Consider the following 21936-nt stretch of genomic DNA (forward strand, 5'->3'; position numbering starts at 1 on the left):
CTCACGCTTCGGCCCTCATGCGCTGCGTACAGGTTCTTACGAGGCGCCGGAGGGCGGCCTCGTCGACCTTGGCGAGGCGGCCGACATAGACGCAGCTCGCCCCCGTCTTGACCGGGCCGAGCGCGGCGATCTCTTTCTCGTAAGCGCCGTAGCCGGGCATGAAGTAGAGCGACATCTTCGCCTTTCTCGGACTGAATCCGCACCAGAACCAATCGCCTTCGCGGCCGGTCTCGTAGCGGTAGCGATAGCGGCCGTAGCCGACGATCGACGAGCCCCACATCAAGGGGAACTCGCCGGTCTCCTCGGAGAACAGGGCTTTGAGGGCGAGACCGTCCTCGCGGCGGCCGGCCGGCTCGACCCCCGACAGGAAGTCGTCCACCGAAGCGCCGGTCGGAACGGTCGCGTTGCCCTCCGCCAACTACATGCCGCCGCCCGTGGCCCCGACCGCCGCGCAGGCGACCCGCCCGCCCGCGCCGCCGATGGGCTGGGTCATGTGATCGTCCTCGTTCTCGTGTACGAGGACCGCGAAGCCGTCCTGGTCGTTCAACTCGGTGAGCGTCGCCTTGTCCGTGAAGAACTCGCCCCGGCCCGTGCCGTCGGCGTGCACGTAGAGGTTCGGCAGGTCCGCGGCCTCGTAGCCTGCCTCGTTGAGAAGGCCGTGCTCGTTACCGCCCGGATTGACGTGGCTGCCCGACGCCTTGAACCCGGCGTCGTAGTCTGAGCAGTCGCCCACCTGGTGCAGGTGGATGGCGTGGTAGCCTTCGGACAAACCGCTCAGGCTCACGCGCATGAGGACACCGTTCGGCCCGTCCGTCGCTTCGACCGTGCCGATCTCGTCGCCCTGGCTGCCCATGAACCGCGCGGTCGCGTCCGACCCTGCGCCGGGCGCCGGGAACTCGGTCGCCTCGTCGTTCGCCTGCGCGGTCCGCTCGGTCTGCGCCGTCTGGTTCATCATCGGCTTCGCCTGACTCGGCGGCACCGACTCGGCCTGTTGCGCCTGCGCCTCCGCGGGCGCTTCGCTGCAGGCCATGGCAAGGCCAAGAACGCTAGTGAGAACAGCGGCTTGTGTCGTTCGCTTCATCGTACTTCCTTCCCTCTCGCCCTGGCCATTCCGGCAGCGAAATGCTAGAGCGTTCACGACTCAGAGACACCACTTAGGACGACCTTGGCACAAGACGACGACAGGCCTGCGACCGAACCCGTGGACGGCGACGGTCTCGACACCGAAGAGGGCACCGCGCCCGAGAACATGATGCCGCCGCCGCTGCCGCCGGGCACGAAGGCGATCTCCATCACCGACGAGATGGAGCGGTCCTACCTCGACTACGCCATGAGCGTGATCGTCAGCCGCGCGATCCCCGACGCGCGCGACGGCCTGAAGCCCGTGCACCGCCGCATCCTGTGGTCGATGCACGAGAACAAGTACACCTACGACCGCCCCTACAAGAAGTCCGCCCGCGTCGTCGGCGACGTCATCGGCAAGTACCACCCCCATGGCGACAGCGCGGTCTACGACGCGCTCGTCCGCATGGCACAGGACTTCTCGCTTCGCCTGCCGCTTCTCGACGGGCAGGGGAACTTCGGCTCGATCGACGCCGATCCGCCCGCCGCCATGCGCTACACGGAGGTGCGCATGGCGAAGTCGGCGACGGCGCTCCTCGCCGACATCGATCAGGAGACGGTCGACAAGCAGGACAACTATGACGGCTCCGAAGCGGAGCCCGTCGTCCTGCCCGCGCGCTTCCCGAACCTCCTCGTCAATGGCGGCGGCGGCATCGCGGTCGGCATGGCGACCAACATCCCCCCGCACAACCTCGGCGAGGTCGTGGACGCGACGATCGCGCTGATCGAGGATCCGCAGATCACGGACGAGGCGCTGGTCGAGATCGTGCCCGGCCCCGACTTTCCGACCGGCGCCCTGATCCTCGGCCAGTCGGGCAGCCGTCAGGGCCTCCTGACCGGCCGCGGCTCCGTCGTCATGCGCGGCGTCACCTCCATCGAGGAGGTCCGCAAGGACCGCCAGGCCATCATCGTCACCGAGATTCCCTATCAGGTGAACAAGGCCTCGATGGTCGAGAAGATCGCCGGCCTCGTCCGCGAGAAGAAGGTCGAGGGCATCGCCGACCTGCGGGACGAGAGCTCCCGCGAGGGCATCCGCGTCGTCATCGAGCTCAAGCGCGACGCGAACCCCGAGGTCGTCCTCAACAACCTCTACAAGCAGAGCCAGCTTCAGACCTCCTTCGGGGTCAACATGCTGGCGCTGAACGGCGGCCGGCCCGAGCAGATGACGCTCCGAGGCGTGCTCGAGGCCTTCGTGCGCTTCCGCGAGGAGGTCGTCACGAGGCGGACGAAGTACGAGCTCGCCAAGGCCCGCGACCGGGCCCACGTCCTCGTCGGCCTCGCCATCGCCGTCGCCAACATCGACGAAGTGGTGCGCACCATCCGCGCCTCCGCCACCCCCGCCGAGGCGCGCGAGGCCCTGATGTCGCGCGACTGGGACGCGGCGGACATGGGCCCGCTCGTCCGCCTCGTCGCGGACCCGCGCTCGGTCCTGTCGGACGGCAACACGCTGCGCCTGACCGAGACGCAGGCGCGCGCGATCCTCGATCTGCGCCTGCAGCGCCTGACCGCCCTCGGCCGCGACGAAATCGGCGACGAGCTGAAGGCCCTGGCCGAGCGGATCGCCGACTACCTCGAGATCCTGCGCGACCGAGGCCGCGTGCTGACGATCATCAAGGACGAGCTGACCGAGGTGCGCGACGAGTTCGCCACCCCCCGCCGCTCGCACTTCGTCGACGCGATCGAGATGGAGGACGAGGACCTCATCGCGCGCGAGGAGATGGTCGTCACCGTCACCCACACGGGCTACGTCAAGCGCACCGCGCTCGACACCTACCGCGCGCAGCGCCGCGGCGGGAAGGGCCGCTCGGGCATGTCGATGAAGGACGAGGACTTCGTCGCCCAGCTCTTCGTCGGCAACACGCACACCCCGCTCCTGTTCTTCACGGACAAGGGCATGGTCTACAAGCTCAAGCTCTGGCGCCTGCCCGAAGGCGCGCCGACCGCGCGGGGCAAGGCGTTCATCAACCTGTTGCCGCTCGAGCAGGACGAGCGCGTCACCAACATCCTCCCGCTCCCGGACGACGAGGAGCAGTGGGCGGCGATGGACATCCTCTTCGCGACCCGCTCGGGCAACGTCCGGCGGAACAAGCTGTCCGACTTCACCAACGTCAACCGCGCGGGCAAGATCGCGATGAAGCTCGACGAGGGCGACGTCCTCGTCGGCGTCGGCCTCGCCAACGAGGACACGGACGTGCTTCTCACGACGGCCGAAGGCTACGCCGTCCGCTTCCCGCTGGACTCGGTCCGGGTCTTCAGCGGGCGGACGTCCACAGGCGTTCGCGGTGTCAAGCTCCAGGACGATGACTTCGTCATCGGCATGACGATCCTGCGCGCAGGCGTGGAACCCGAGGAAGGGCGCGCGTATCTGCGCCACGCCGCCGCCATGCGCCGCGCGACCGAAGGGGTCGAGACCGAGGGCGGCGACGAGGAGGGCGGCGAGGAAGCCGCCCTCAGCCCCGAGCGCATCGCCGAGCTCGAAGCGCGCGAGCAGTTCCTCCTCGCGGTCACCGAGAACGGCTACGGCAAGCGCTCGTCGGCCTACGAGTACCGGACCACGAACCGGGGCGGGAAGGGCATCGTCGCGATCCAGACGACCAAGCGGAACGGCCGCGTCGCGGCTAGCTTCCCGGTCGAGGACGGCGACGAGATCATGCTCGTCACCGATGGCGGCCAGCTCATCCGCACCCACGTCCGCGACATCCGCATCGCCGGGCGGAACACCCAAGGGGTCACGATCCTCAACACCCGCGACGGCGAACACGTCGTCTCGGTCGAGCACGTGCCCGAAGCCGAGGCGAACGAAGAGCTGGACGAAGCCGGCGACGCGCCGGAGGCGGGGTCGTCCTGAGGCGCCTGCCCTAACGGCGAAGGCCTGCGGTGCTCGGCGCTCACGCCGCCAGCATCGCGGGCCCCTGCACCGTGCTCGGGGTGTCCCGCAGGCTTGGGCGCTTTAGCTCCTAGACGATGATACCGACCATCCTCGCCCTCTTTCCGATCTTCGCGGCCGCCGAGGTCGAGCCCGACCTCGAGCAGTTCCGTTGGTCCGCCCGCCCTGTGCTCGTCTTCGCCGGGGACGAAGGCGAGGCGGATCGTCAGCGCGACGTCTTCGAGGCGGACGGGGAGGCGTTGACGGAACGCGACGTCGTCGTGATCGTCGGCGACGCCGGGACGGGCCTCGCCAGCCGCTACCGCCCCGACGGCTTCACCGTGATCCTCGTCGGCAAGGACGGCGGCGAGAAGCTTCGAACGCATGACGTCCTGACGATCGAACGTCTTTGCGAGACCATCGACGCGATGCCGATGCGCGCGAGCGAGATGCGCGAGTAGCGAGGGCGTCGTGCCTCTTCGCGCGAGCGGCCTAGGTCCCTTGCGGAGGAGAGCGCATGAAACCCATCACCGCCACCCTGACGATCTACGCCGCAATCCTGACCTGCGCCTTCGCGCTTCTTCTGTCGCGAACGGAAGCGCAGAACGGGACCGAACGCATCGCCCACCTCGTCGTCGAGCGTCTGGACGTCGTCGAACCGGACGGCACGCCGCGCCTCATCCTCTACGCCAAGGCGCGAGATCCTCAGATCATCGTTCGTGGACAGGCCTATCGGCATCCCTCCCGCACGCAGTCGGGCATGCTCTTCTACAATGACGAGGGCACCGAGGTCGGCGGGCTGGTCGTGGCCGGACGGACGCGGGAGGACGGCACGACCGAGACCGGGGGCTCTTTGACCTTCGACGCCTACGAACAGGACCAGATCGTCCAGCTGATCGGCTATGAGGAGGACGGCTCGGGCGTCGCCGGCCTCTTCGTCACGGATCGCCCTGCCGAGGCCATGGACTTCGAAGGCTTCGACGCGCTCGCCCGCGCCGAGACCGACGAGGCGCGCGAGGCCGTCCTTGCCCGCTTGGCGAAGGAGGAGCAGGGGGCCTCCCGCGCCTTCTTCGGCCGGGACCGGGACGACGAGGCGGCGGTCGCCCTTCGCGACGCGCAAGGGCGGACGCGCCTGCGCCTCTCGGTCACGCCGGAGGGCGAGGCGGCGATCGCCTTCTTGAACGAGGACGGCGAGGTCGTCCGCCGCGTCACCGGCGCGGAGTAGGGCGTTCGCTAAGCCGACGCTCGTCAAGGCGGCGCCTTCGGACGGTTGGATGGGATAAGGCGCCCGGAGGCTACTCCGCGGCGCCGACCCTTCGGGTTCGATCGACAGTGCAGGTCTTCGCCGTAAGGCGCGGGCTCACTCGAATAGCGGCACGTAGGCTTCGGGCATCGCATCGATCGGCATGACCTCAATGCGCCGGAAGAAGACCTCGGCCGCCTCGCTCTGTATCTGGAGCCGGCCCGAGGTCAGCGGCCGGACCTCGCCGTCCTCTGCGGTGTAGCGCGAACCCTTCAGCACCATGACCGGCTCGCCGTTGACGACATGTACGGCACGGTCCCCGAAAACGATCAACTCGATCTGCGTCCACTCGCCCGTCGGGCTCTCCGCGTCGTGCGAGCGCATGGCGAAGTTGCCCGCGGCCGAACCCTCGGCGATCTCGACCCAACCATGGCGCATGCTCGCGACCGGCGACATCACGCCCTCGCGGGGCAAGCCGCGCAGGTCGAACGCGCTGCCCGCCTGAGTCCAGTAGTCCCCGACATGCCCTTCCATGATCTGGAACTCCTGGCTGCGCATCCAAGTACGCCAATAGTCCGCGCCGGGCTCGCCGACCGAGTGGTAGAGAAGGCCCGTGTCCTTGAGGAGCGCCTCGCGCGGCGGCCAGACCACCTCGCCCCAACGCACCTGCATCCGCAGCCTGTAGTTCTCGAAGACCTCGTCCGTGAACGCCATGCCGTAGACTTCGCCGGAGACGTGCAGCACGGACTCGCCGTTCACCGTCTCGACGACGAAGACGTCCTGGTCCGGCGGGTTCAGGCCGACGGGTTCGATCGGCGTGCCGTCGGCGTTCCGCGGCACGCTGCCGTCGTAGTCGGATCCATGGCGGTAGCTGAGGTAGACGTTCCAGTCGGCGAGGTCTTCGCTCAGGAGCGGGCGCCAGCCGGGCTGGGCGGCGAGGAGGACGAGGGCGGTGATCATCGGTGTCATCGCACGGACCTAGCGCAGCCCGCCTCCGCTGGCGCGCCGCTATCGCAGCGAGGGCCTCGCGGGGCGAGGCAACCTGGCGGCGGCGCCACTAAGGGTGTGACGCCGTCGCGACTCAGCGGCTAAGGATGCCGTCATGACACAGCTTACCGGCCTCTACCCCGGCACGTTCGACCCGATCACGCTCGGCCACATCGACATCCTTCGGCGGGCGGTGAAGCTCGTGGACAGGCTCATCGTCGGCGTGGCGGTGAACACGGGCAAGGATCCGATGTTCACGCTGGACGAACGGGCCGCTTTGGTCCGCGAGGCGCTGGAGGGGATCGACGCGGACGCCCGCGCGCAGGTCACGGTCATGCCCTTCGAGGGGCTGCTTATGCACTTCGCCGAGGCGAACGGCGTCGACGTCATCGTGCGCGGTCTGCGGGCGGTCTCCGACTTCGAGTACGAGTTCCAGATGGTCGGCATGAACTCCTTCTTGAACGAGGAGATCGAGACGGTCTTCCTGATGGCCGATGCGCGCTACCAGGCGATCGCCTCGCGCTTGGTCAAGGAGATCGCACGGCTCGGAGGCGACGTATCGGCCTTCGTTCCGCCGGTGGTCGAGAAGCGCTTGCTGGAGAAGGCCCGAGGCTGACGCGCTCAGGCGTCGTGACCGAGAAGCCCGGTCATGGTTACGATCAGCGTCTCGTCCGTGTTCGGCTTGCAGACGACCGGAGCGTCCGTGGACCAGGGTTCGAGGTCGCAGGCGTCGTGGCTGGTGAAGAAGGCGAAGGGAACGGAGAGGTCGGTCAGGCGCTTGGCGATGGGACGGCTGTTGCCGGTCGCGAGCTCGTAGTCGAGGACGGCGAGGTCGGGAGATTCCTGCGCGAGCGCGCCGAGCGCCTCGTCGACGAAGGGGTAGGGGCCCATCACCGTGGCGCCGGCCTCTTCCAACATCATCGAGAGGTGCATGGACAGGATCACGTTGTCCTCGGCGACGAGCACCCGTTTGCCTCTCAGGGTGGTGTCGGCGTTTCCGGTCAGTTCAAGATCGTTCGCGACGCGGCGCGCCTGGCCTTCGGTCATGTTCTGATCCTGCCGGGGAGCGGCTCATACCACCGGCTTCATCCTTCTTTAACCGAAGCCAACCTGCGGGTGGCCCTACAGCGCCGTGAAGCACGGGATCGTCATCGAACCGTCTTGCGGAGCGTTCAGGCTGCGCGCGGTGGCGCGCTCGAGATCCTGCGGTTACAACGCCGCTTCACGGGACGGACGGGCACGCAATGGGCATCCTTCACATAACTCTCGCCGCGCTCGCGCTGACGACAGCGCAGGCGCAGACGCCGGCGCAAACGCCGAGCCAAATCCTCGAAGCGGCGCCGGAGGAGGTTTGGCAAGCGGTCGATCCCGAGAACCTGCTCGTCATGGACCTGCCTAGCGGGACGATGCTGATAGAGCTGCGTCCGGACCTAGCGCAGCAGCACGTCGAACGTGTGAAGAGCCTGACGCGGCAGGGCTTCTACGACGGCACGGTGTTCCACCGCGTGATCGAAGGCTTCATGGCGCAAGGCGGCGATCCTACCGCGACGGGGACGGGCGGCTCGACGCTGCCGAACCTGCCCGGCGAGTTCGCACGGCCCGTGGCGGGGCTCGACGCCTTCGTGCCGCTCGGCCGGGACAACCGCGCCGCCCAGATCGGCTTCTTGGGCTCGGTGCCCGTCGGCGCGCAGCCTGCGACGCTGCCGGGCCTTCTGGTCGAGGATACGGTCGCGCTTTGGGGGCTTCACTGTCCCGGCGTGATGTCGATGGCGCGGGCGGGCGATCCCAACTCGGCGAACAGCCAGTTCTTCGTCATGTTCGGCGACAACCGGTCGAGCCTGGACCAGCGCTACACCGTCTGGGGCCGGGTGGTGGACGGCCAGCGCAACACGCGCCGCATCAACAGGGGCGAACCGCCGGCGCGGCCGACGCCGATCGTGCGGATGCGCATCGCGGCGGACATTCCCGTCGAGGACCGTCCGGCCGTCGAAGTGTTGCGTTCGGACTCGGAGACCTTCACGGCCTGGCTGCGCTCGACGGGTGCCCTAAGCTCGACGGGTTTCTTTCGGGACGTCTGCAACGTGACCGTCCCGGTCCGCGTCAACAAGGAGATTACTTCATGAGCAAGCTCAAGCTGGAGCTCGAAACCGGCGACGTCGTCATCGAGACGTTCGAAGACAAAGCGCCGAAGCACGTCGCGCAGATCACGAAGCTGGCCGAAGACGGCTTCTACGACGGCACGGTGTTCCACCGCGTGATCGACGGCTTCATGGCGCAAGGGGGCGATCCGACCGGGACCGGCACGGGCGGCTACGAGAAGACGATCCCCGCCGAGTTCAACGACGTCAGCCACGCCGAGGGCGTCTGCTCGATGGCGCGGACGAACGATCCGAACTCCGCTTCGAGCCAATTCTTCATCTGCCTCGACGATGCGAGCTTCCTCGACCGCCAGTACACCGCCTGGGGCAGGGTGGTCGAAGGCATGGACGCCGTCCACGCGATCAAGAAGGGCGAGCCGCCTCGCGAACCCACGAAGATCAAGAGCTTCCGTAAGATCGAAGACTAAGAAGCCTTCAGGCGACGGCTTCGAGCTTGGTTCGGGCCGTCGCCGCCTCGACGAGCGCTTCGATCAGGCGTGCGCCGCCGGCCGGCTTGGTCAGGAACGGCACGCCCGGAAAGCGAAAGCCGACCCCGTCCTCCCGGCAGGTCGCGGAGTGGAACAGGAACGGCACGTCGAGCGCCTGCAACGCGTTGGCCACCGGCCAGACCAGCCCGTCCCCGACGTCGATGTCGAGTACGGCGAGGTCGAAGGCCGCCAGGTTGAGCGAGTTCGCGTCAGCCAGACTCCGAGCGATGACGACCTCGGCGCCGTGGTCGCTCAGCGACCAGTTGAGGTCCATCGCGATGATGGCCTCGTCCTCAACCACGAGGATGCGCTGTCCATCCAAGTCATGCGTCATGCGAGGCCAAACTCCTGCCTACTCGGCCGAGGATGACCGTGGCGCAATCTGGCCTGCGAGTCCTATGCCATGGCGCAATGATAGCGCAAACGTGACGACTTCAAGACAGATTGGTTGTCAGTGGCAGCCGGAGCCGCCGCCTCACGCGACGTCGACGAGGTGGGCCGCTTCGGGAAGGTCTTCGCCGAAGGCGCGTTGGTAGAACTCGGCCACCAATGGGCGTTCCATCTCGTCGCACTTGTTGAGGAAGGTGACCCGGAAGGCGTAGCCGACATCGCCGAAGATCTCGGCGTTCTGCGCCCAAGTGATGACTGTCCGCGGGCTCATCACGGTCGAGATGTCGCCGTTCATCAGCGCGTTTCGGGTCATGTCGGCGACGCGGACCATGGCCCCGAGCGTCCTTCTGCCGTCGTCTCCGGCGTAGGAGGGCAGCTTCGCGGCGACGATCTCGACCTCCTCGTCATGCGGCAGGTAGTTGAGCGTCGTGACGATCGACCAGCGGTCCATCTGACCTTGGTTGATCTGCTGCGTACCGTGATAGAGGCCCGTCGTATCGCCGAGGCCGATCGTGTTGGTCGTCGCGAAGAGCCGGAAGTAGGGGTTCGGCATCAGGACGCGGTTCTGATCGAGCAGCGTCAGGCGGCCCTCCGCCTCCAGCACGCGCTGGATCACGAACATCACGTCCGGCCGGCCCGCATCGTACTCGTCGAAGACGAGGGCGACGGGCCTTTGGAAGGCCCAGGGCAGGATGCCCTCCTTGAAGGCGGTGACCTGCTTGCCGTCCTCCACCACGATCGCGTCCTTGCCGATCATGTCGATGCGGCTGACGTGACTGTCGAGGTTCACGCGGACGCAAGGCCAGTTGAGGCGGGCGGCGACCTGCTCGATATGCGTCGACTTGCCCGTGCCGTGATAGCCCTGAACCATGACGCGGCGGTTGTGAGAGAACCCCGCCAGGATCGCGAGCGTGGTCTTCGGGTCGAACCGGTAGGTCGGGTCGAGCGGCGGAACGTAAGGGTTGCCTTCGGAGAAGGCGGGGACCGTCATCTTCGTCTCGATGCCGAACACCTCTCCCGCCGAGACGGTCGTGTCCGGCGCTTCTGGCATGTCGGGTTCGGTAAGGACGGTCATTCGGGCCTCGGGCGTCTTCGTTCGGCGGCGGTAACCAAGATGGCGCGGCGGCGCAACGCGGCGAGGTGTGGCGGGCTTGCCTAGGCCGTCATGGCAGGCTCTGGTTCCAGGAGACGCTAGGGGGACGAATGGCCGGAAACTCTTCAGGCGGTCCGGGGCTTATGAAGCTCGCGCTTCTATGCCTCGGCGTCGGACCGATCTGGGGCGCGGTGGCCGTCTCGGCCGGGTTCGTGCTGTTCGGCGTCAGCCAGGACCTCAGTGCCGGCATGCCCCTCGCCTTGGTGTTCAGGTCCCTCGGCAGCATGGTGGGCGCGTTCATCCTGGCCATGGTGGGGGCCCACATCGTCGGCGGCATTCCCGCAGCGCTCGGCGGCGTGCTGCTCGGATTGTTCTGGCCGAGGCTCGGCTGGTCGGTCTGGACGACGCTCCTCGCTTCGGCCGTGTCGGGGTTCGCGACGGCCGTGGTCTTCCTGATCGTCGTCGGGGGTGCCCTGTTCGCCTTCTGGGCCGTTCCCATATGCCTGTTCAGCGGCTTGATGACTTGGCGCTTCACGCTGCGCGGTAAGGGACCGAAGCAGGACGCCAGCGGTACGGCGGAGGTTTTCGCTTGAAGACGGCCGAAGAGATCGTGGCGGCGGACGAGGCCGGCGCGGTAAGAGACTTCATCGAGGCGGACCCGGAGGCCGAAGGCGCGCTCCGGGAGGCCGCCTCGCGGCACGGTGCCGACGCGGTGCTGCACGAACTCGACGCCATCGCGCTTGGCCGCGAAGGCCGTTCGACCGACACGCCTCACCTCGAGGTCCGCCTCCAGGCGCATCCGGTCTTCGCGGGCCGCAACCACGCCTATCTGATGGTCATCGTCGACGATCACCCCGCCTTCGAAGGCGATCCCCGCTTCACCCGCACGCTTCCGGACGGGCGCCGCTACGCGACGCTCGGAGCGGGGCCCAAGGACATGAACCCCATCTTCGGCACGCTGGTGTCGAGCGTGAACCGCGCATGGGACGCGAGCCTGCTGATCCCCGATACCTACGATGCCGAGATCCAGCACCCGCTGGTCGTGTCCGGCGAGATGACCGAACGCGAGGCGGTCGAGCGCCTGTTCGAGGTCGATGCGCGCTACGCGGACCTTACCGATTACGACATGATCCCGTTCCGCTGGTCGGGCGGCTACAACTCGAACGGCTACCTGTCCGGCCTTCTCGAAGTGGTCGGCTGGTCGCCCGAGGCGCCGCCGCACGTGCCCGGCTGGGACAAGCCGCTGCCGGGGGCGGCCTTCACGCTGGAACCGCCCGACGCGGCGTAAGCTCAAGAGCCGTCAGGCGCGCCTCTTCTCCTTGTCGACCGTCGGGCTCCACTTCGCGATCACGGCGATGATGGCGTCGCGTTTGATCGGCTTGGAGATGTAGTCGTCCATGCCGGCGGCACGGCAGCGGTCCTTGTCCTCGTTCATGACGTGCGCCGTCGCCGCGATGATCGGCGTGCGCGGCAGCTTGGCTTCGGCCTCGTGTCCCCTGATCGCGCGCGTCGCTTCGATGCCGTCCATCTCCGGCATGGAGACGTCCATGATGACGATGTCCGGCCGCTTCGCCTTGTACCTCTCGACGGCGATGCGCCCGTTGCAGGCGATCTCGATCTCGTGCCCCTGGTCCGCGAGCATGTTGGTCAGGACCATCTGGTTCACGACGTTGTCCTCCGCGATCAGGAGGTCGAGCGCGACGACGTCGGCGGGTTTCGGGCGCGGCGCGGGCTCGGTCGCCTTGCGCACGACCTCGCGCAGCTCGCCCGCCGTCGTTCGGGCGGTCTCGCTCAGGGCCTGCGCGAGGGCGTCGATGAGGAGCGTGGTCCGGATCGGTTTGACGAGCCAGGCGGCGAAGCGCTTCTGCTCGCGCGAGCTGGCGGACTGCGCCTCGTTCACGGAGGAGAGCATGATGATCGGGACGTCGGCGCTTTCCGGCCGCGCCTTCACCGCCTCGGCGAACGCCTCGCCGTTCATGCCGGGCATCTGATAGTCGGTGACGATCAGGTCGGGGGGAGACGCGCCCATGCCGCGCAGGACGGAGAGGGCCTCCGGACCCGACGGCGCGGCCACCACCTCGGCGCCCCAGGTCGTCAGCTGTTCTCGAAGAATGCGCCGGTTGACCTCGTTGTCGTCGACCACGAGCACGCGAACGCCGCCGATGGAAGCCGCGACCTTGCCGTTCGCAGCCCCCGCGGCGTCCACCGGCAAGGCGATGTCGAAGTAGAATGTGGAGCCTCGACCGAGCTCGCTCTCGGCCTTCAGCGTGCCGCCCGCGAGTTCCACGATCGAACGGGAGATCGCGAGGCCGAGGCCGGTTCCCTCGTAGCGGCGCGAGGACGACCCATCGACCTGCTCGAACTTCTCGAAGATCCGGTCGAGCTTGTCGGCGGGAATGCCGATGCCTGTGTCGGTGACAGAGAGGCGCAAGGCGGCCCGTTCGCCTTCGTCCGAGCCCGTGACCTCGACGAGGACGTGGCCCTTGTCGGTGAACTTGACGGCGTTGCCGACGAGGTTGGTGATCACCTGCCGCAAACGCCCCCCGTCGCCGACGAGATGCTCCGGCAAGCCGGGTTGATAGCGGACCACGATCTCGAGGTCCTTCTCCCTGGCGCGGCCCGAGACGAGGCTGACGACGTCCTCGATGGCGGTGTGGAGGTTGAAGGGCGAGGGGCTCAGCTCGAACTTGCCCGCCTCGATCTTCGAGAAGTCGAGGATGTCGTTGATGATCGTCACGAGGCTGGTGCCGGACGACATGATGATGCCGGCGAGCTCGCGCTGATGGGAATCGAGCGGCGTGTCGAGAAGGACCTCCGCCATGCCGAGGACGCCGTTCATGGGCGTACGGATCTCGTGGGACATGTTGGCGAGGAACTCCGACTTCGCCTTGCTGGCGGCTTCGGCCTTCTCCATCGAAGTCCTCAGCTCGAGCGTACGCTGACGGACGGTTTCCTCCAGCGTCTCGTCGCGGCGTTTCACCTCGCCGATCATGGCGTTGAACCCGAGGGCCAGGAGACCGACCTCGTCCTGGCTCTTCACGTCCACGAGGCGGCTGTAGTCCTTGAGGTCGCGGATGTCGGCGGTGGCGTCGGTCAGCGCCTGGATCGGCCGGACGATCGCGCGGGCGACGAGCGAAGAGAGGACCCAGGCGACGACGATCGCGACGAGAAGGACCGCGGAGGCGATCTCGATGTACTGACCGACCCGCTCACCGAGGCGCTCCTTGCTCACCGTCAGCTGGAGCGCGGCCAGCACCTCGTCGCCGATCCGCACAGGGGCTTGGACGACGACGGTACCGCCGACCCGGGCGGCGCCCTCCGCGCCGACCGGCAGCGCCTGCGGCGGCGTCAGCGGCCGGCCCTCCTGGTGATAGGCGGCGATGAGCGTCCCCGCCGGCGTCAGGACGGCCGCGTTCGTGATGTCGGAGATCTCCTCGAACGCGCCGAGGTTCTCCTCGATCGCGAGGACGTCGTCGAAGACCACGGCGGCGGAGATGTTGGACGCCGTGACCCGCGCGAGCTCCGTGCGCTCGCGCACGAGGTCCCGCTCGAAGGTCGCCGCCTCGTAGCCGACGAAGCTCGCGCTCGCGACGAAGAGGACGAAGATCGTCGTCCCCACGATCCCGAAGGTGATCTTGCCTCTGATGGAGATGCGCGAGAGCCAGCTCATCGTGGACCTTCGACGATCGCGGCCTCACGCACGCGGCGCGGCGCGGCCGCGACGCGCGAGGCGTTGCCTTGCTTGTCCGTCAGGACGCGATTGCCCACGCAGGATCTCCCGCCAACCAGGCGCAATCTAAGTTTCGAAGCTGAACGAAAAGTTCAGCGTGGCGCTAGGATCGTCGGCGTTTCGGGAACGAAGTCGTGAGGCTTCCCCGCCTTCCGGGCCGGGCCGGTCGCGATCGCCTTTGCCGTGGACGGCGAAGCTTCGCTGCCGCATAAGCGCGTCCATGATCGGCATCATCAAGCGCATCTTCGTCTGGTGGCACTCGGCCACCTTCGGCACGTCGCTCACCCTCTGGCGGAGGGGGGCCCGCTTCGTCGGCGAGGACGAGCAGGGCAACAAGTACTACGAGGAGGGCAAGTCGCCGTCCTTCTCCGACGGTCGCCGTCGTCGCTGGGTGGTCTATCATGGCGTCGCCGAGGCGAGCCGCGTGCCGCCTGACTGGCACGGCTGGCTGCACCACATCTGGGACGAGCCGCCGACGGTCGTGCCGCTGCCGCGCAAGAAGTTCGAGCGCCAGCACCTTCCGAACATGACCGGCACGCCGCTCGCCTACCGGCCCATCGGCTCGCTGACGCGGGTGGACGAGGGCCGGAAGGTGGACCAAGATTACGAGGCGTGGAGCCCCGAAGAAGCGTAGGCTCAAGCGCAGGCAAGCATTGCAAGCCGGGCAGGGCAGGCATGACGACATCCCTTCGAGCAGGTCTGATCGCGGTGCTCTCCGCCGTGCCGAGCATGGCGTTGGCGCAGGCGGGCCCGCCCGTTCAGGCGCTGCGTCCGGACGCGGCCGAAGCGAACGAGCCTCTCGGCTGGACCACGACGCCCGAGATCGCCGAAGAGGACGGTACGGAACTCGACCGCCTGTCCCGCTCGCCCTCCGGCATCGCGTTCGGCGCGGAGCTGCTGCGGCGGCAGTCCGACAACCCCCTCAAGCCCGTCTCGGTCACGCTGCGCGCCCTCGACAAGGTGACGGCGGCCTATCGCGACCTCGAAGTGCCCATCGGCGAAGAGATGTCCTTCGGGACCCTGACCCTGCTGCCGCGCACATGCGACAAGCGCCCGCCCGAAGAGTTCCCGGAGACGAGCGTGTTCCTGGAGGTCTTCGCCTCCGATGCCGACGTCCACGGCCGCCGCACCCGCGCGGCGCAGCGCGAGGAGAAGGCCGCCGCCCGCAGAGCGGCACGCCCGGGGGCAGAAGAGGCGCGGCCCGCGCTGTTCCGCGGCTGGATGTTCGCTTCGACCCCGTCCCTCAACGCCCTCGAGCACCCGGTCTACGACGTCTGGGTGATCGACTGTAAGATGGTCGACCCGGAGACCTGAGGGGGCAGGGCGGCGAAGTCGCCCTCGATGCGCAGCGCCGCTTCGAGCCGCCGCGCATAGTCGTCGGCGGGGACGTCCTCGACCCCGAAGCGCCGCAGGTGATCGGTCGTGAACTGCGTGTCCAGGAGACCATAGCCGCCCGCCGAGAGGCGGCCTGCCAGGTGGACGAGGCAGACCTTGCTGGCGTCGGTGACGACCGAGAACATGCTCTCGCCGAAGAAGGCGCCGCCGAGCGAGACGCCGTAGAGCCCGCCGACGAGGACATCGTCCAGCCACGCTTCGACCGAGTGGGCGTAGCCGAGCGTGTGGAGCTGGCAGTAGGCATCGAGGATCTCGCCGTTGATCCAGGTCTGCTCGCGCTCGGTTTGGGGGGCGGCGCAGCCTTCCATCACCGCGCGGAAGGCGGTGTCCACGCGTATCTCGAAGAGGTCGCGGCGCACGGTTCGCCGCAGGCGGCGGGGGATGTGGATGCCCCTTATCGGCAGAACGCCTCGCACGTCCGGCCGCACCCAGAAGACCTCGCGCGCGTAGCGGTCCTCGCCCATGGGGAAGTAGCCGATGCGGTAGGCCTGGAGGAGGAGGTCCGAGGTCAGGCGGACGGGCGGCAGCGGGCGGGACATCAGCCGATGATGCGCCGTTCCGCCCCGCCTGTCAGCGGCTTCCTGGGCCTGCGCACCGGAACCTTCATACGTTCATGACGTTGGCCTGGGGAGAGTATGGTCATGACGCCCCCACCGTTCAGCGACGCGACGCGATGAGCCGTTTGGCCGAACGGTCGATCGTCGCGTTCCTGATCTGGATCGCCGTCTATCCGAGCGTGCTCCTCGCGAACTACGCCCTGCACGCGCTCGGCTTCACGCAGCTGCCGCTGCCCGTGAGCGTGCTTCTGACCACGATGATCACCGTGCCGGTCCTGGAGTTCGGAGCCATCCCGGTCATCAAGAAGATCGTCGCGAAGGGCGAGGAGCGGCTGGGCGTCGACGGCGAGCTTCGGGACGACTGACCGTCTGGCCTCTCCGCGACGGCGCTGTTATGCGCCCGCGACCGAATTCAACAAAAGGAGGCGCCCATGGCGCTCGAACGGACCTTCTCGATCATCAAGCCCGACGCGACCCGCCGCAACATCACCGGCAAGGTCGTCTCCATGCTCGAAGAGGGCGGCCTGCGCGTGATCGCGCAGAAACGCATTCAGATGACCAAGGAACAGGCCGAAGGCTTCTACGCCGTCCACAAGGAACGGCCGTTCTTCGGTGACCTCGTCAGCTTCATGACCTCGGGCCCGGTCGTGGTCCAAGTACTCGAAGGCGAGAACGCCATCGCGCGCAACCGCGAGATCATGGGCGCGACGAACCCCGAGAACGCCGACGCGGGCACGATCCGCAAGGAGCTCGCCGAGTCGATCGAGGCGAACACGGTGCACGGCTCGGACGCGCCGGAGACCGCCAAGGACGAGATCGCCTACTTCTTCTCCGAAGACGAGATCGTCGGCTGAATCAGCCCTGTCCGGCGGTGAGCGCGTAGAGCGCCACCGCCGCCGCCGTGGAGACGTTGAGGCTCTCGACCCCCGCGGCCATCGGAATGGCGACCAGCTCGTCGCAGGTCTCCCGCACGAGCTGGCGCAGCCCCGGTCCCTCCGCGCCGACCACGAGCGCGACCGGGCGTGTCGGCGCGTAGGCGGGCAGGGCGGCCGCGCCTTCGCCGGCGAGGCCTGTCGCCACGAAGCCCGCTTCCTTGAGCGCTTCGAGCGAACGGGCGATGTTGACCACCCGCACCAATGGAACGGTCTCCGCGAGGCCGGCCGCCGCCTTCGCGAGCGCACCGGAGACGGGCGGGGTGCGCCGGTCCTGAACCACCACGGCCTGCGCCCCGAAGGCGGCTGCGACGCGGATCAGCGCGCCGACGTTCTGAGGATCGGTGACCTGATCGAGGACCAGGACGGGGCGGCCCGCGGCGGCGTCGCAGGCGTCTTTCAGTCGGGCGCGAGGCAGGTCGGTGAACTCGCCGGCAAGGCCCTGGTGGACCGCACCCTGCGGCAGGAGCGCGTCGATCGCGCCGGGCTTGAGGTCGTCGGCGGCCTTCTCGGTCCAGCCCTGCTCGGTAAGCCAGTCGGCCGCGTTCTTGGTCGCGACGAGGCGGCGGCAGCGGCGCGCCGGGTTGCGAAGCGCGGCGAGCACGGGGTGGCGCCCGTAGATCCAGACGCGCTCGGGCGCGGTCTTCCGGCCGTAGCCTCTCGGCGTGTCGGGCTTTGCGGGGGGCGGTGTCATCGCTCGCGCCTAGCGGGCCTCCCTCGGCAAGGAAACGGGGTTGCGAGGCTAGAAACGCTCCCTTATACGCGCCGCTCCGAAGCCAGGCTTCGGGACGAGGCGCTCCGGAGGGGTGGCCGAGTGGTTAAAGGCAGCAGACTGTAAATCTGCCCGCGTATGCGTACGCTGGTTCGAATCCAGCCCCCTCCACCATCCTTCGATCTAACTCGCGGGAGCGGCGCTGCGGCGGCTCGTTGTGCCGCGTTCGGCACAGAGCCAGAGTGGTCTCTCTCGTCACCCGGACGCTTCTTCATGCTCGCGACTCGCTTCGCCCCCTTCGTGATCCTCGCCGCTTGCGGCACCGCCGAGCCGCCGACGTCTCCGCCCGTCCAAGCCGACGGCGCGCCCGCCACCCTGTCCGCGGCGCCGGATTGCGGTGCCGACGACTATCGGAGCCTGGTCGGCAACCCGCTGGCCGCAGTGAGCCTGCCCGCCGACCTCGACACCCGGATCATCCGTCCGGGCGAGGTCGTGACTATGGAGTATGTCGGAACCCGGATGACGATCGAGGTCGACGAGGACGGCGTCGTCACTGCGGTCCGCTGCGGCTGAACCTCAAGGGCGGACGCTCGTCGCCTCGAACGCTTCCGCTATCGCCTCTGCCATGAGGGTCGGTTCGTAATCGTCGTCGAAGGGCGTGCCGCGCTTCTGGAGGCCGTCGGCGCGCGCCTGGAAGTACTGAAGCCAGGAGTAGCGGTGCACGAGGCCCCAAACGACGACGTCGCGCAGGCCTTCATAGCTCATCGTCAGGTCGAGATAGCGTCGCGTGACCTCGGCGATGCGGGCGTCGCGGACGGCGAGGTCCGCCGGAAGGTCGCGGTCGTTGACGTCGAGCTCCGTGACGACGAGGCCGAGACCCATGCCCGTCACCTCGTCGAGGAAAGTGCGCCACCCCGCCTCGTCCGCGAAGTCGCCCGCTTCGTTCCCGCCCCAAAGATGGCTTTGCAGGCCCAGCGCGTCGATCGGCGTGCCGCGGTTCAGCAGGCCTTCGAGGAGGCGAAGCACCCCGTCGCGGTGCGTGCCGTCCGAGCCCCAGCTCATGAAGTCGTTGTAGACGAGCGGCGCGTCCGGAAGCGCCTCCCTCGCGGCGCGGAACGCCGTGTCGAGAACGGCCTCCATGCCGCCGAAGGCTTGCGAGAAGGGCGAGGTGCGGTAGCCGCCCGTCGCAGGATCGACCGCCTCGTTGACGACGTCCCAGCCCGTCATGTTGTCCCGATAGGTGCTCGCGACGCGGGCGATGTGCCCGGTCAGAAGCCGTTCGGCCTCGGCGGCCGGAGCGGCGCCGAAGTCGTAGGTCCGCAGCCAGGCGGGGTAGCGTTCCTCGACCTCCCAAAGAAGGGTGTGGAAGCGGAAGTCGATCTCCTCGTTCCGGGCGAAGTTCACGAGCGCGTCCGCATCGGTGAAGTCGAACCGGTCCTCGGAGGGACGCAAGGCCTGCCACTTCATCTCGTTCTCGGCGACGAGGACGTTGCAGTGGGGCCTGACGAGGTCACGATAGCCTGCGTCGTCGAGCGTACCGCCCGTGCTGATCGCGGTTCCGAAGCGCATGTTCCTCGCCGACGCCGCCTCCTTCAAAGGCGTAAGCCCTGCGGGCGGTGCAGGCGGGGGAGGGGGCGGTGCCGGCGGCGGGGGCGTTGGAGCCGGGGTCGAGGGCGAGGCGTCGTTCGAGCCGCCACTGCAACCCGCACCGAGCATGGCGGCGCTGAGCGCCATCATCCGGCGCCGCGAAAGATACGTCATGGTTTCCCACCCTTTAGGGGCGGTCGATGCGTCGCCGACCGCCCGTCCGATGGAGTGTCGCGGCGGGCCTTTCAGCGGTCAACCGTCGCAGCCGGCATGGGGAACGCAGGAATTCGGCTTGTGTTCTTGAGCAGTGCCTGACTTTCTCTCCGTCGACGCGCGCGACGTCTTCTACGTGGTCGGGGGAGCAGCCTTCTTCGGGCTGACCTTCCTACCGATCCTTCAGCAATCGAAGTTCGTGAGCGTTCCCGCGCTCTACGTGCTCGTCGGCGCGCTCATCGCGCTCAGCCCCTTCGCGCTGCCCTTCCTCGATCCCCGCGACGGAGGGTTGGAGCTGACGGTGATCGAGCACGCCTCGGAGCTGATCGTCATCGTCAGCCTGGCGGGCGCGGGCCTGGCCGTCGATCGGCCGATGGGGCTTCACGCGTGGGGCGCGACCTGGCGTCTCCTCTCGATCGCCATGCCGCTGACGATCCTCGCGCTGATCTTTTTGGGCCTCGGGCTGATCGGCCTGCCGATCGCCACCGCGATCCTGCTCGCCGCCTGCCTCGCGCCGACCGACCCTGTGCTCGCGCGTTCGGTCCAGGTCGGCAGTCCCGGCTCGGGCGAGGAGCACGAGGTCGAGGTCGCTCTGACGGCGGAAGCCGGCCTCAACGACGGTCTGGCCTTTCCGTTCGTCTACCTTGCGATCGGGTTCGCCGCGCTCGGGGCGGAGGCGACGATCGGCCGGTATGCCGAGACCGAGCTTCTGCACTGGATCGGATTCGACCTCGTCTACCGCGTGCTGGCCGGAATCCTCGTCGGGATCGCGGTGGGCTGGTCGCTCTCGCGCATCGTCTACTCGCCGGTGGGCGACGCGGAGCAGGAAGAGAACAATTCGGGCCTGACCGTGATGGGCGCGACGTTCCTCGCCTACGGCCTGACGGAGCTCCTGTCGGGATACGGGTTCCTGGCCGTCTTCGTGTCCGCCCGCGCCGCCCGGCACTACGCCCGGGTCCATCACAAGGACGGCTACGAAGAGCAGCCGCATCACTACGCGGACCAGACCGAGGGGCTGTTGATGGCGCTCCTTCTGTTGTGGTTCGGCGCGTTGCTCGCGACCGATACGCTGAGCGCCGCGCGGTGGCAGGAATGGGTGTTCGCTGGCCTCCTCGTCTTCGCGATCCGTCCCGCCGCGGGGATGATCGCCCTGATCGGCCACCGTACGCGGCCGATCGAGCGGGGGGTGACGGCCTTCTTCGGAATCAGGGGAATGGGTTCGATCTTCTACCTCGCCTACGCGCAGAACCACGAGGCGTTCCCGGGCATCGACGTTGCCTGGCGCGTCGCCGCGCTCGCGATCCTGATCTCGGTCGTCGTCCACGGCGCGACCGCCGCGCTCGTCATGCAGGAGACGAAGGAACGCACGATGAAGCCTGCGGACCGGAAGCGGGGAGAACCCCTGGAAGCCCAATCGGCGCGCGCTAGCTCCTCCGCATGACGCTCGACACGCATCAGCTCGCCAAGGACCGGGGGCGGCATGCGATCACGCCGCGGCAATTGCCGCCGCGCGCCTGGTTCGACGTGCTGCGCCGCTTCGGCGGGGGGTTCCTGGACGACCACCTCATGCTGGTGGCGGCCGGGGTCGCGTACTACTCGCTGCTGGCTCTGTTCCCCGCCATCGCCCTCTTCGTCTCGATCTACGGCCTCATCTCGGACCCTTCCAAAGCCGCCGATCAGGCGCTGGCGCTGTCGGCGGTCGTTCCGGACGACGCGGCGAAGTTCCTCTACGACGAGATGACGCGGGTGGCCTCGACCTCCGCACCGAAGCTCGGCATCGCCTCGATCATCGCGTTCCTCGTCGCGCTTTGGGGGTCGAACCGCTCGATGAAGGCGATGTTCGAGGCGCTCAACGTCGCCTATCGCGAGAAGGAGCGGCGGAACATCCTCGTCATCAACCTCCTGTCGCTCGGCTTCACCTTCGGGTTCATCTTCTTCGCCGCGATGACGCTGATCCTCGTCGTCGCGGTGCCGCCGCTCCTGGAGGCGTTGCGCCTGCCGCTCGTGGCGGAACTCGGCCTCTCGCTGTTGCGGTGGCCGGTCCTCTTCGGCGGCATGGTCGCGGGCACCATGCTCCTCTACCGCTACGGACCGAGCCGGCGGCCGGCGCGTTTGTCCTGGGTCACCTGGGGCAGCGTGCTCGCCGGTGTCCTCTGGCTCTTAGCGTCGGGCCTCATCTCTTGGTACGCGGCGTCCGTCGCGGACTTCGGCAAGACCTACGGTTCGCTCGGGGCGGTGATCCTGCTGCAGACCTGGATCTGGGTGACCTCGCTCGTCGTCATCACGGGGGCCAAGATCAACGCCGAGGCCGAGCATCAGACGGCCGTCGACACGACGAGCGGCCGGCCCCGTCCGCTCGGCGAGCGCGGCGCCGTGGTCGCGGACTCACTCGGCCGGGTCAGGCCGCCCAAGCCCAAGGAAGAGTAGCCGGGCCGGTTCCGCTGCGCCCGCCGATGGGCTAACCGCTTCGGCGCGAACAGGGC

General features: G+C 68.1%; 25 protein-coding genes and 1 tRNA gene. 16 read left to right on the forward strand and 10 right to left on the reverse strand.

Features of this window, described 5'->3' with window-relative positions; all coding sequences use genetic code 11:
- Position 1: 1 nt before the first annotated feature.
- Both GGQ59_RS04865 and GGQ59_RS04870 read right to left on the reverse strand, forming a co-directional pair.
- On the reverse strand, positions 2–418 hold the full coding sequence (locus GGQ59_RS04865; RefSeq protein ID WP_183816322.1) for a DUF1801 domain-containing protein: 417 nt from the start codon (positions 416–418) through the stop codon (positions 2–4).
- Positions 419–1081 (reverse strand): superoxide dismutase family protein, encoded by a 663-nt coding sequence (locus GGQ59_RS04870; protein ID WP_183816324.1) that lies wholly within the window; start codon positions 1079–1081, stop codon positions 419–421.
- Between the two features lie 168 nt (positions 1082–1249).
- Here GGQ59_RS04870 and gyrA point away from each other — a divergent pair, with 168 nt between their 5' ends.
- The 3 genes from gyrA (at position 1250) to GGQ59_RS04885 (ending at position 5213) form a co-directional block, all read left to right on the forward strand.
- Positions 1250–3970: a DNA gyrase subunit A gene (gene gyrA, locus GGQ59_RS04875; RefSeq protein ID WP_183816755.1), complete on the forward strand. Its 2721-nt coding sequence runs from the start codon at positions 1250–1252 to the stop codon at positions 3968–3970.
- A gap of 116 nt (positions 3971–4086) precedes the next feature.
- A complete protein-coding gene (locus tag GGQ59_RS04880) occupies positions 4087–4449 on the forward strand; it encodes a DUF4174 domain-containing protein (protein ID WP_183816326.1) in 363 nt (120 codons plus the stop codon).
- Between the two features lie 56 nt (positions 4450–4505).
- A complete protein-coding gene (locus GGQ59_RS04885) occupies positions 4506–5213 on the forward strand; it encodes a hypothetical protein (RefSeq protein WP_183816328.1) in 708 nt (235 codons plus the stop codon).
- A gap of 135 nt (positions 5214–5348) precedes the next feature.
- On the opposite strand, the gene GGQ59_RS04890 is transcribed toward GGQ59_RS04885, so the two are convergent.
- Positions 5349–6200, reverse strand: coding sequence for a 3-keto-disaccharide hydrolase (locus tag GGQ59_RS04890; protein ID WP_183816330.1), 852 nt, complete (start codon positions 6198–6200; stop codon positions 5349–5351).
- A gap of 133 nt (positions 6201–6333) precedes the next feature.
- On the opposite strand from GGQ59_RS04890, the gene coaD reads away from it, so the two are divergent.
- Positions 6334–6834 carry a pantetheine-phosphate adenylyltransferase gene (coaD, locus tag GGQ59_RS04895; RefSeq protein ID WP_183816332.1) on the forward strand — a complete coding sequence of 167 codons (501 nt, stop codon included), beginning with the start codon at positions 6334–6336 and terminating at the stop codon, positions 6832–6834.
- Between the two features lie 5 nt (positions 6835–6839).
- On the opposite strand, the gene GGQ59_RS04900 is transcribed toward coaD, so the two are convergent.
- A complete protein-coding gene (locus tag GGQ59_RS04900; protein WP_183816334.1) occupies positions 6840–7265 on the reverse strand; it encodes a response regulator in 426 nt (141 codons plus the stop codon).
- Positions 7266–7462: 197 nt separating this feature from the next.
- On the opposite strand from GGQ59_RS04900, the gene GGQ59_RS04905 reads away from it, so the two are divergent.
- Positions 7463–8341: a peptidylprolyl isomerase gene (locus GGQ59_RS04905; protein WP_183816336.1), complete on the forward strand. Its 879-nt coding sequence runs from the start codon at positions 7463–7465 to the stop codon at positions 8339–8341.
- A complete protein-coding gene (locus tag GGQ59_RS04910) occupies positions 8338–8784 on the forward strand; it encodes a peptidylprolyl isomerase (RefSeq protein WP_183816338.1) in 447 nt (148 codons plus the stop codon). The genes GGQ59_RS04905 and GGQ59_RS04910 overlap by 4 nt, the downstream gene beginning before the upstream one ends.
- A gap of 7 nt (positions 8785–8791) precedes the next feature.
- Here the strand turns inward: GGQ59_RS04910 and GGQ59_RS04915 are convergent, their stop codons facing one another.
- Together GGQ59_RS04915 and cobS are read right to left on the reverse strand one after the other, a co-directional pair.
- Complete coding sequence (locus tag GGQ59_RS04915) at positions 8792–9178, reverse strand: response regulator (RefSeq protein ID WP_183816340.1); 387 nt, start codon at positions 9176–9178, stop codon at positions 8792–8794.
- 141 nt (positions 9179–9319) lie between these two features.
- Positions 9320–10285 (reverse strand): cobaltochelatase subunit CobS, encoded by a 966-nt coding sequence (cobS, locus tag GGQ59_RS04920; protein ID WP_425511350.1) that lies wholly within the window; start codon positions 10283–10285, stop codon positions 9320–9322.
- Positions 10286–10470: 185 nt separating this feature from the next.
- On the opposite strand from cobS, the gene GGQ59_RS04925 reads away from it, so the two are divergent.
- Entirely contained in the window at positions 10471–10920 is a 450-nt protein-coding gene (locus GGQ59_RS04925; protein WP_183816344.1) for a hypothetical protein, read from the forward strand.
- Positions 10917–11615 carry a hypothetical protein gene (locus GGQ59_RS04930; RefSeq protein WP_183816347.1) on the forward strand — a complete coding sequence of 233 codons (699 nt, stop codon included), beginning with the start codon at positions 10917–10919 and terminating at the stop codon, positions 11613–11615. The genes GGQ59_RS04925 and GGQ59_RS04930 overlap by 4 nt, the downstream gene beginning before the upstream one ends.
- Before the next feature lie 12 nt (positions 11616–11627).
- On the opposite strand, the gene GGQ59_RS04935 is transcribed toward GGQ59_RS04930, so the two are convergent.
- Entirely contained in the window at positions 11628–13997 is a 2370-nt protein-coding gene (locus tag GGQ59_RS04935) for a response regulator (RefSeq protein WP_183816349.1), read from the reverse strand.
- A 280-nt stretch (positions 13998–14277) separates the two neighbouring features.
- On the opposite strand from GGQ59_RS04935, the gene GGQ59_RS04940 reads away from it, so the two are divergent.
- Together GGQ59_RS04940 and GGQ59_RS04945 are read left to right on the forward strand one after the other, a co-directional pair.
- On the forward strand, positions 14278–14691 hold the full coding sequence (locus GGQ59_RS04940; protein WP_183816351.1) for an NADH:ubiquinone oxidoreductase subunit NDUFA12: 414 nt from the start codon (positions 14278–14280) through the stop codon (positions 14689–14691).
- Positions 14692–14732: 41 nt separating this feature from the next.
- Positions 14733–15371, forward strand: coding sequence for a DUF2155 domain-containing protein (locus GGQ59_RS04945; protein ID WP_221400867.1), 639 nt, complete (start codon positions 14733–14735; stop codon positions 15369–15371).
- Here the strand turns inward: GGQ59_RS04945 and aat are convergent.
- Positions 15323–15991: a leucyl/phenylalanyl-tRNA--protein transferase gene (gene aat / locus GGQ59_RS04950; protein ID WP_183816353.1), complete on the reverse strand. Its 669-nt coding sequence runs from the start codon at positions 15989–15991 to the stop codon at positions 15323–15325. The genes GGQ59_RS04945 and aat overlap by 49 nt on opposite strands.
- Positions 15992–16065: 74 nt before the next feature.
- Between aat and GGQ59_RS04955 the strand changes: the two genes are divergently transcribed.
- Both GGQ59_RS04955 and ndk read left to right on the forward strand, forming a co-directional pair.
- Positions 16066–16374 carry a putative antibiotic biosynthesis monooxygenase gene (locus GGQ59_RS04955; RefSeq protein WP_183816355.1) on the forward strand — a complete coding sequence of 103 codons (309 nt, stop codon included), beginning with the start codon at positions 16066–16068 and terminating at the stop codon, positions 16372–16374.
- Between the two features lie 66 nt (positions 16375–16440).
- Complete coding sequence (ndk, locus tag GGQ59_RS04960; RefSeq protein WP_183816357.1) at positions 16441–16863, forward strand: nucleoside-diphosphate kinase; 423 nt, start codon at positions 16441–16443, stop codon at positions 16861–16863.
- A 1-nt stretch (position 16864) separates the two neighbouring features.
- Here ndk and GGQ59_RS04965 read toward each other — a convergent pair whose 3' ends face one another.
- Positions 16865–17635: a TrmH family RNA methyltransferase gene (locus GGQ59_RS04965; RefSeq protein ID WP_183816359.1), complete on the reverse strand. Its 771-nt coding sequence runs from the start codon at positions 17633–17635 to the stop codon at positions 16865–16867.
- A gap of 106 nt (positions 17636–17741) precedes the next feature.
- Between GGQ59_RS04965 and GGQ59_RS04970 the strand changes: the two genes are divergently transcribed.
- Positions 17742–17827: transfer RNA gene (locus tag GGQ59_RS04970), tRNA-Tyr, on the forward strand.
- Positions 17828–17926: 99 nt separating this feature from the next.
- Positions 17927–18226, forward strand: coding sequence for an I78 family peptidase inhibitor (locus GGQ59_RS04975; protein ID WP_183816361.1), 300 nt, complete (start codon positions 17927–17929; stop codon positions 18224–18226).
- 3 nt (positions 18227–18229) lie between these two features.
- Here the strand turns inward: GGQ59_RS04975 and GGQ59_RS04980 are convergent, their stop codons facing one another.
- Positions 18230–19414: an endo-1,4-beta-xylanase gene (locus GGQ59_RS04980; RefSeq protein ID WP_343074251.1), complete on the reverse strand. Its 1185-nt coding sequence runs from the start codon at positions 19412–19414 to the stop codon at positions 18230–18232.
- 133 nt (positions 19415–19547) lie between these two features.
- Between GGQ59_RS04980 and GGQ59_RS04985 the strand changes: the two genes are divergently transcribed.
- Positions 19548–20894 (forward strand): cation:proton antiporter domain-containing protein, encoded by a 1347-nt coding sequence (locus GGQ59_RS04985; protein WP_183816365.1) that lies wholly within the window; start codon positions 19548–19550, stop codon positions 20892–20894.
- Entirely contained in the window at positions 20891–21880 is a 990-nt protein-coding gene (locus GGQ59_RS04990) for a YihY/virulence factor BrkB family protein (protein ID WP_183816367.1), read from the forward strand. The genes GGQ59_RS04985 and GGQ59_RS04990 overlap by 4 nt, the downstream gene beginning before the upstream one ends.
- Positions 21881–21936 lie beyond the last annotated feature (56 nt).

Origin of the sequence: Parvularcula dongshanensis (genome assembly GCF_014199615.1) — a bacterium.
In the GTDB taxonomy this organism is placed as follows: domain Bacteria; phylum Pseudomonadota; class Alphaproteobacteria; order Caulobacterales; family Parvularculaceae; genus Parvularcula; species Parvularcula dongshanensis.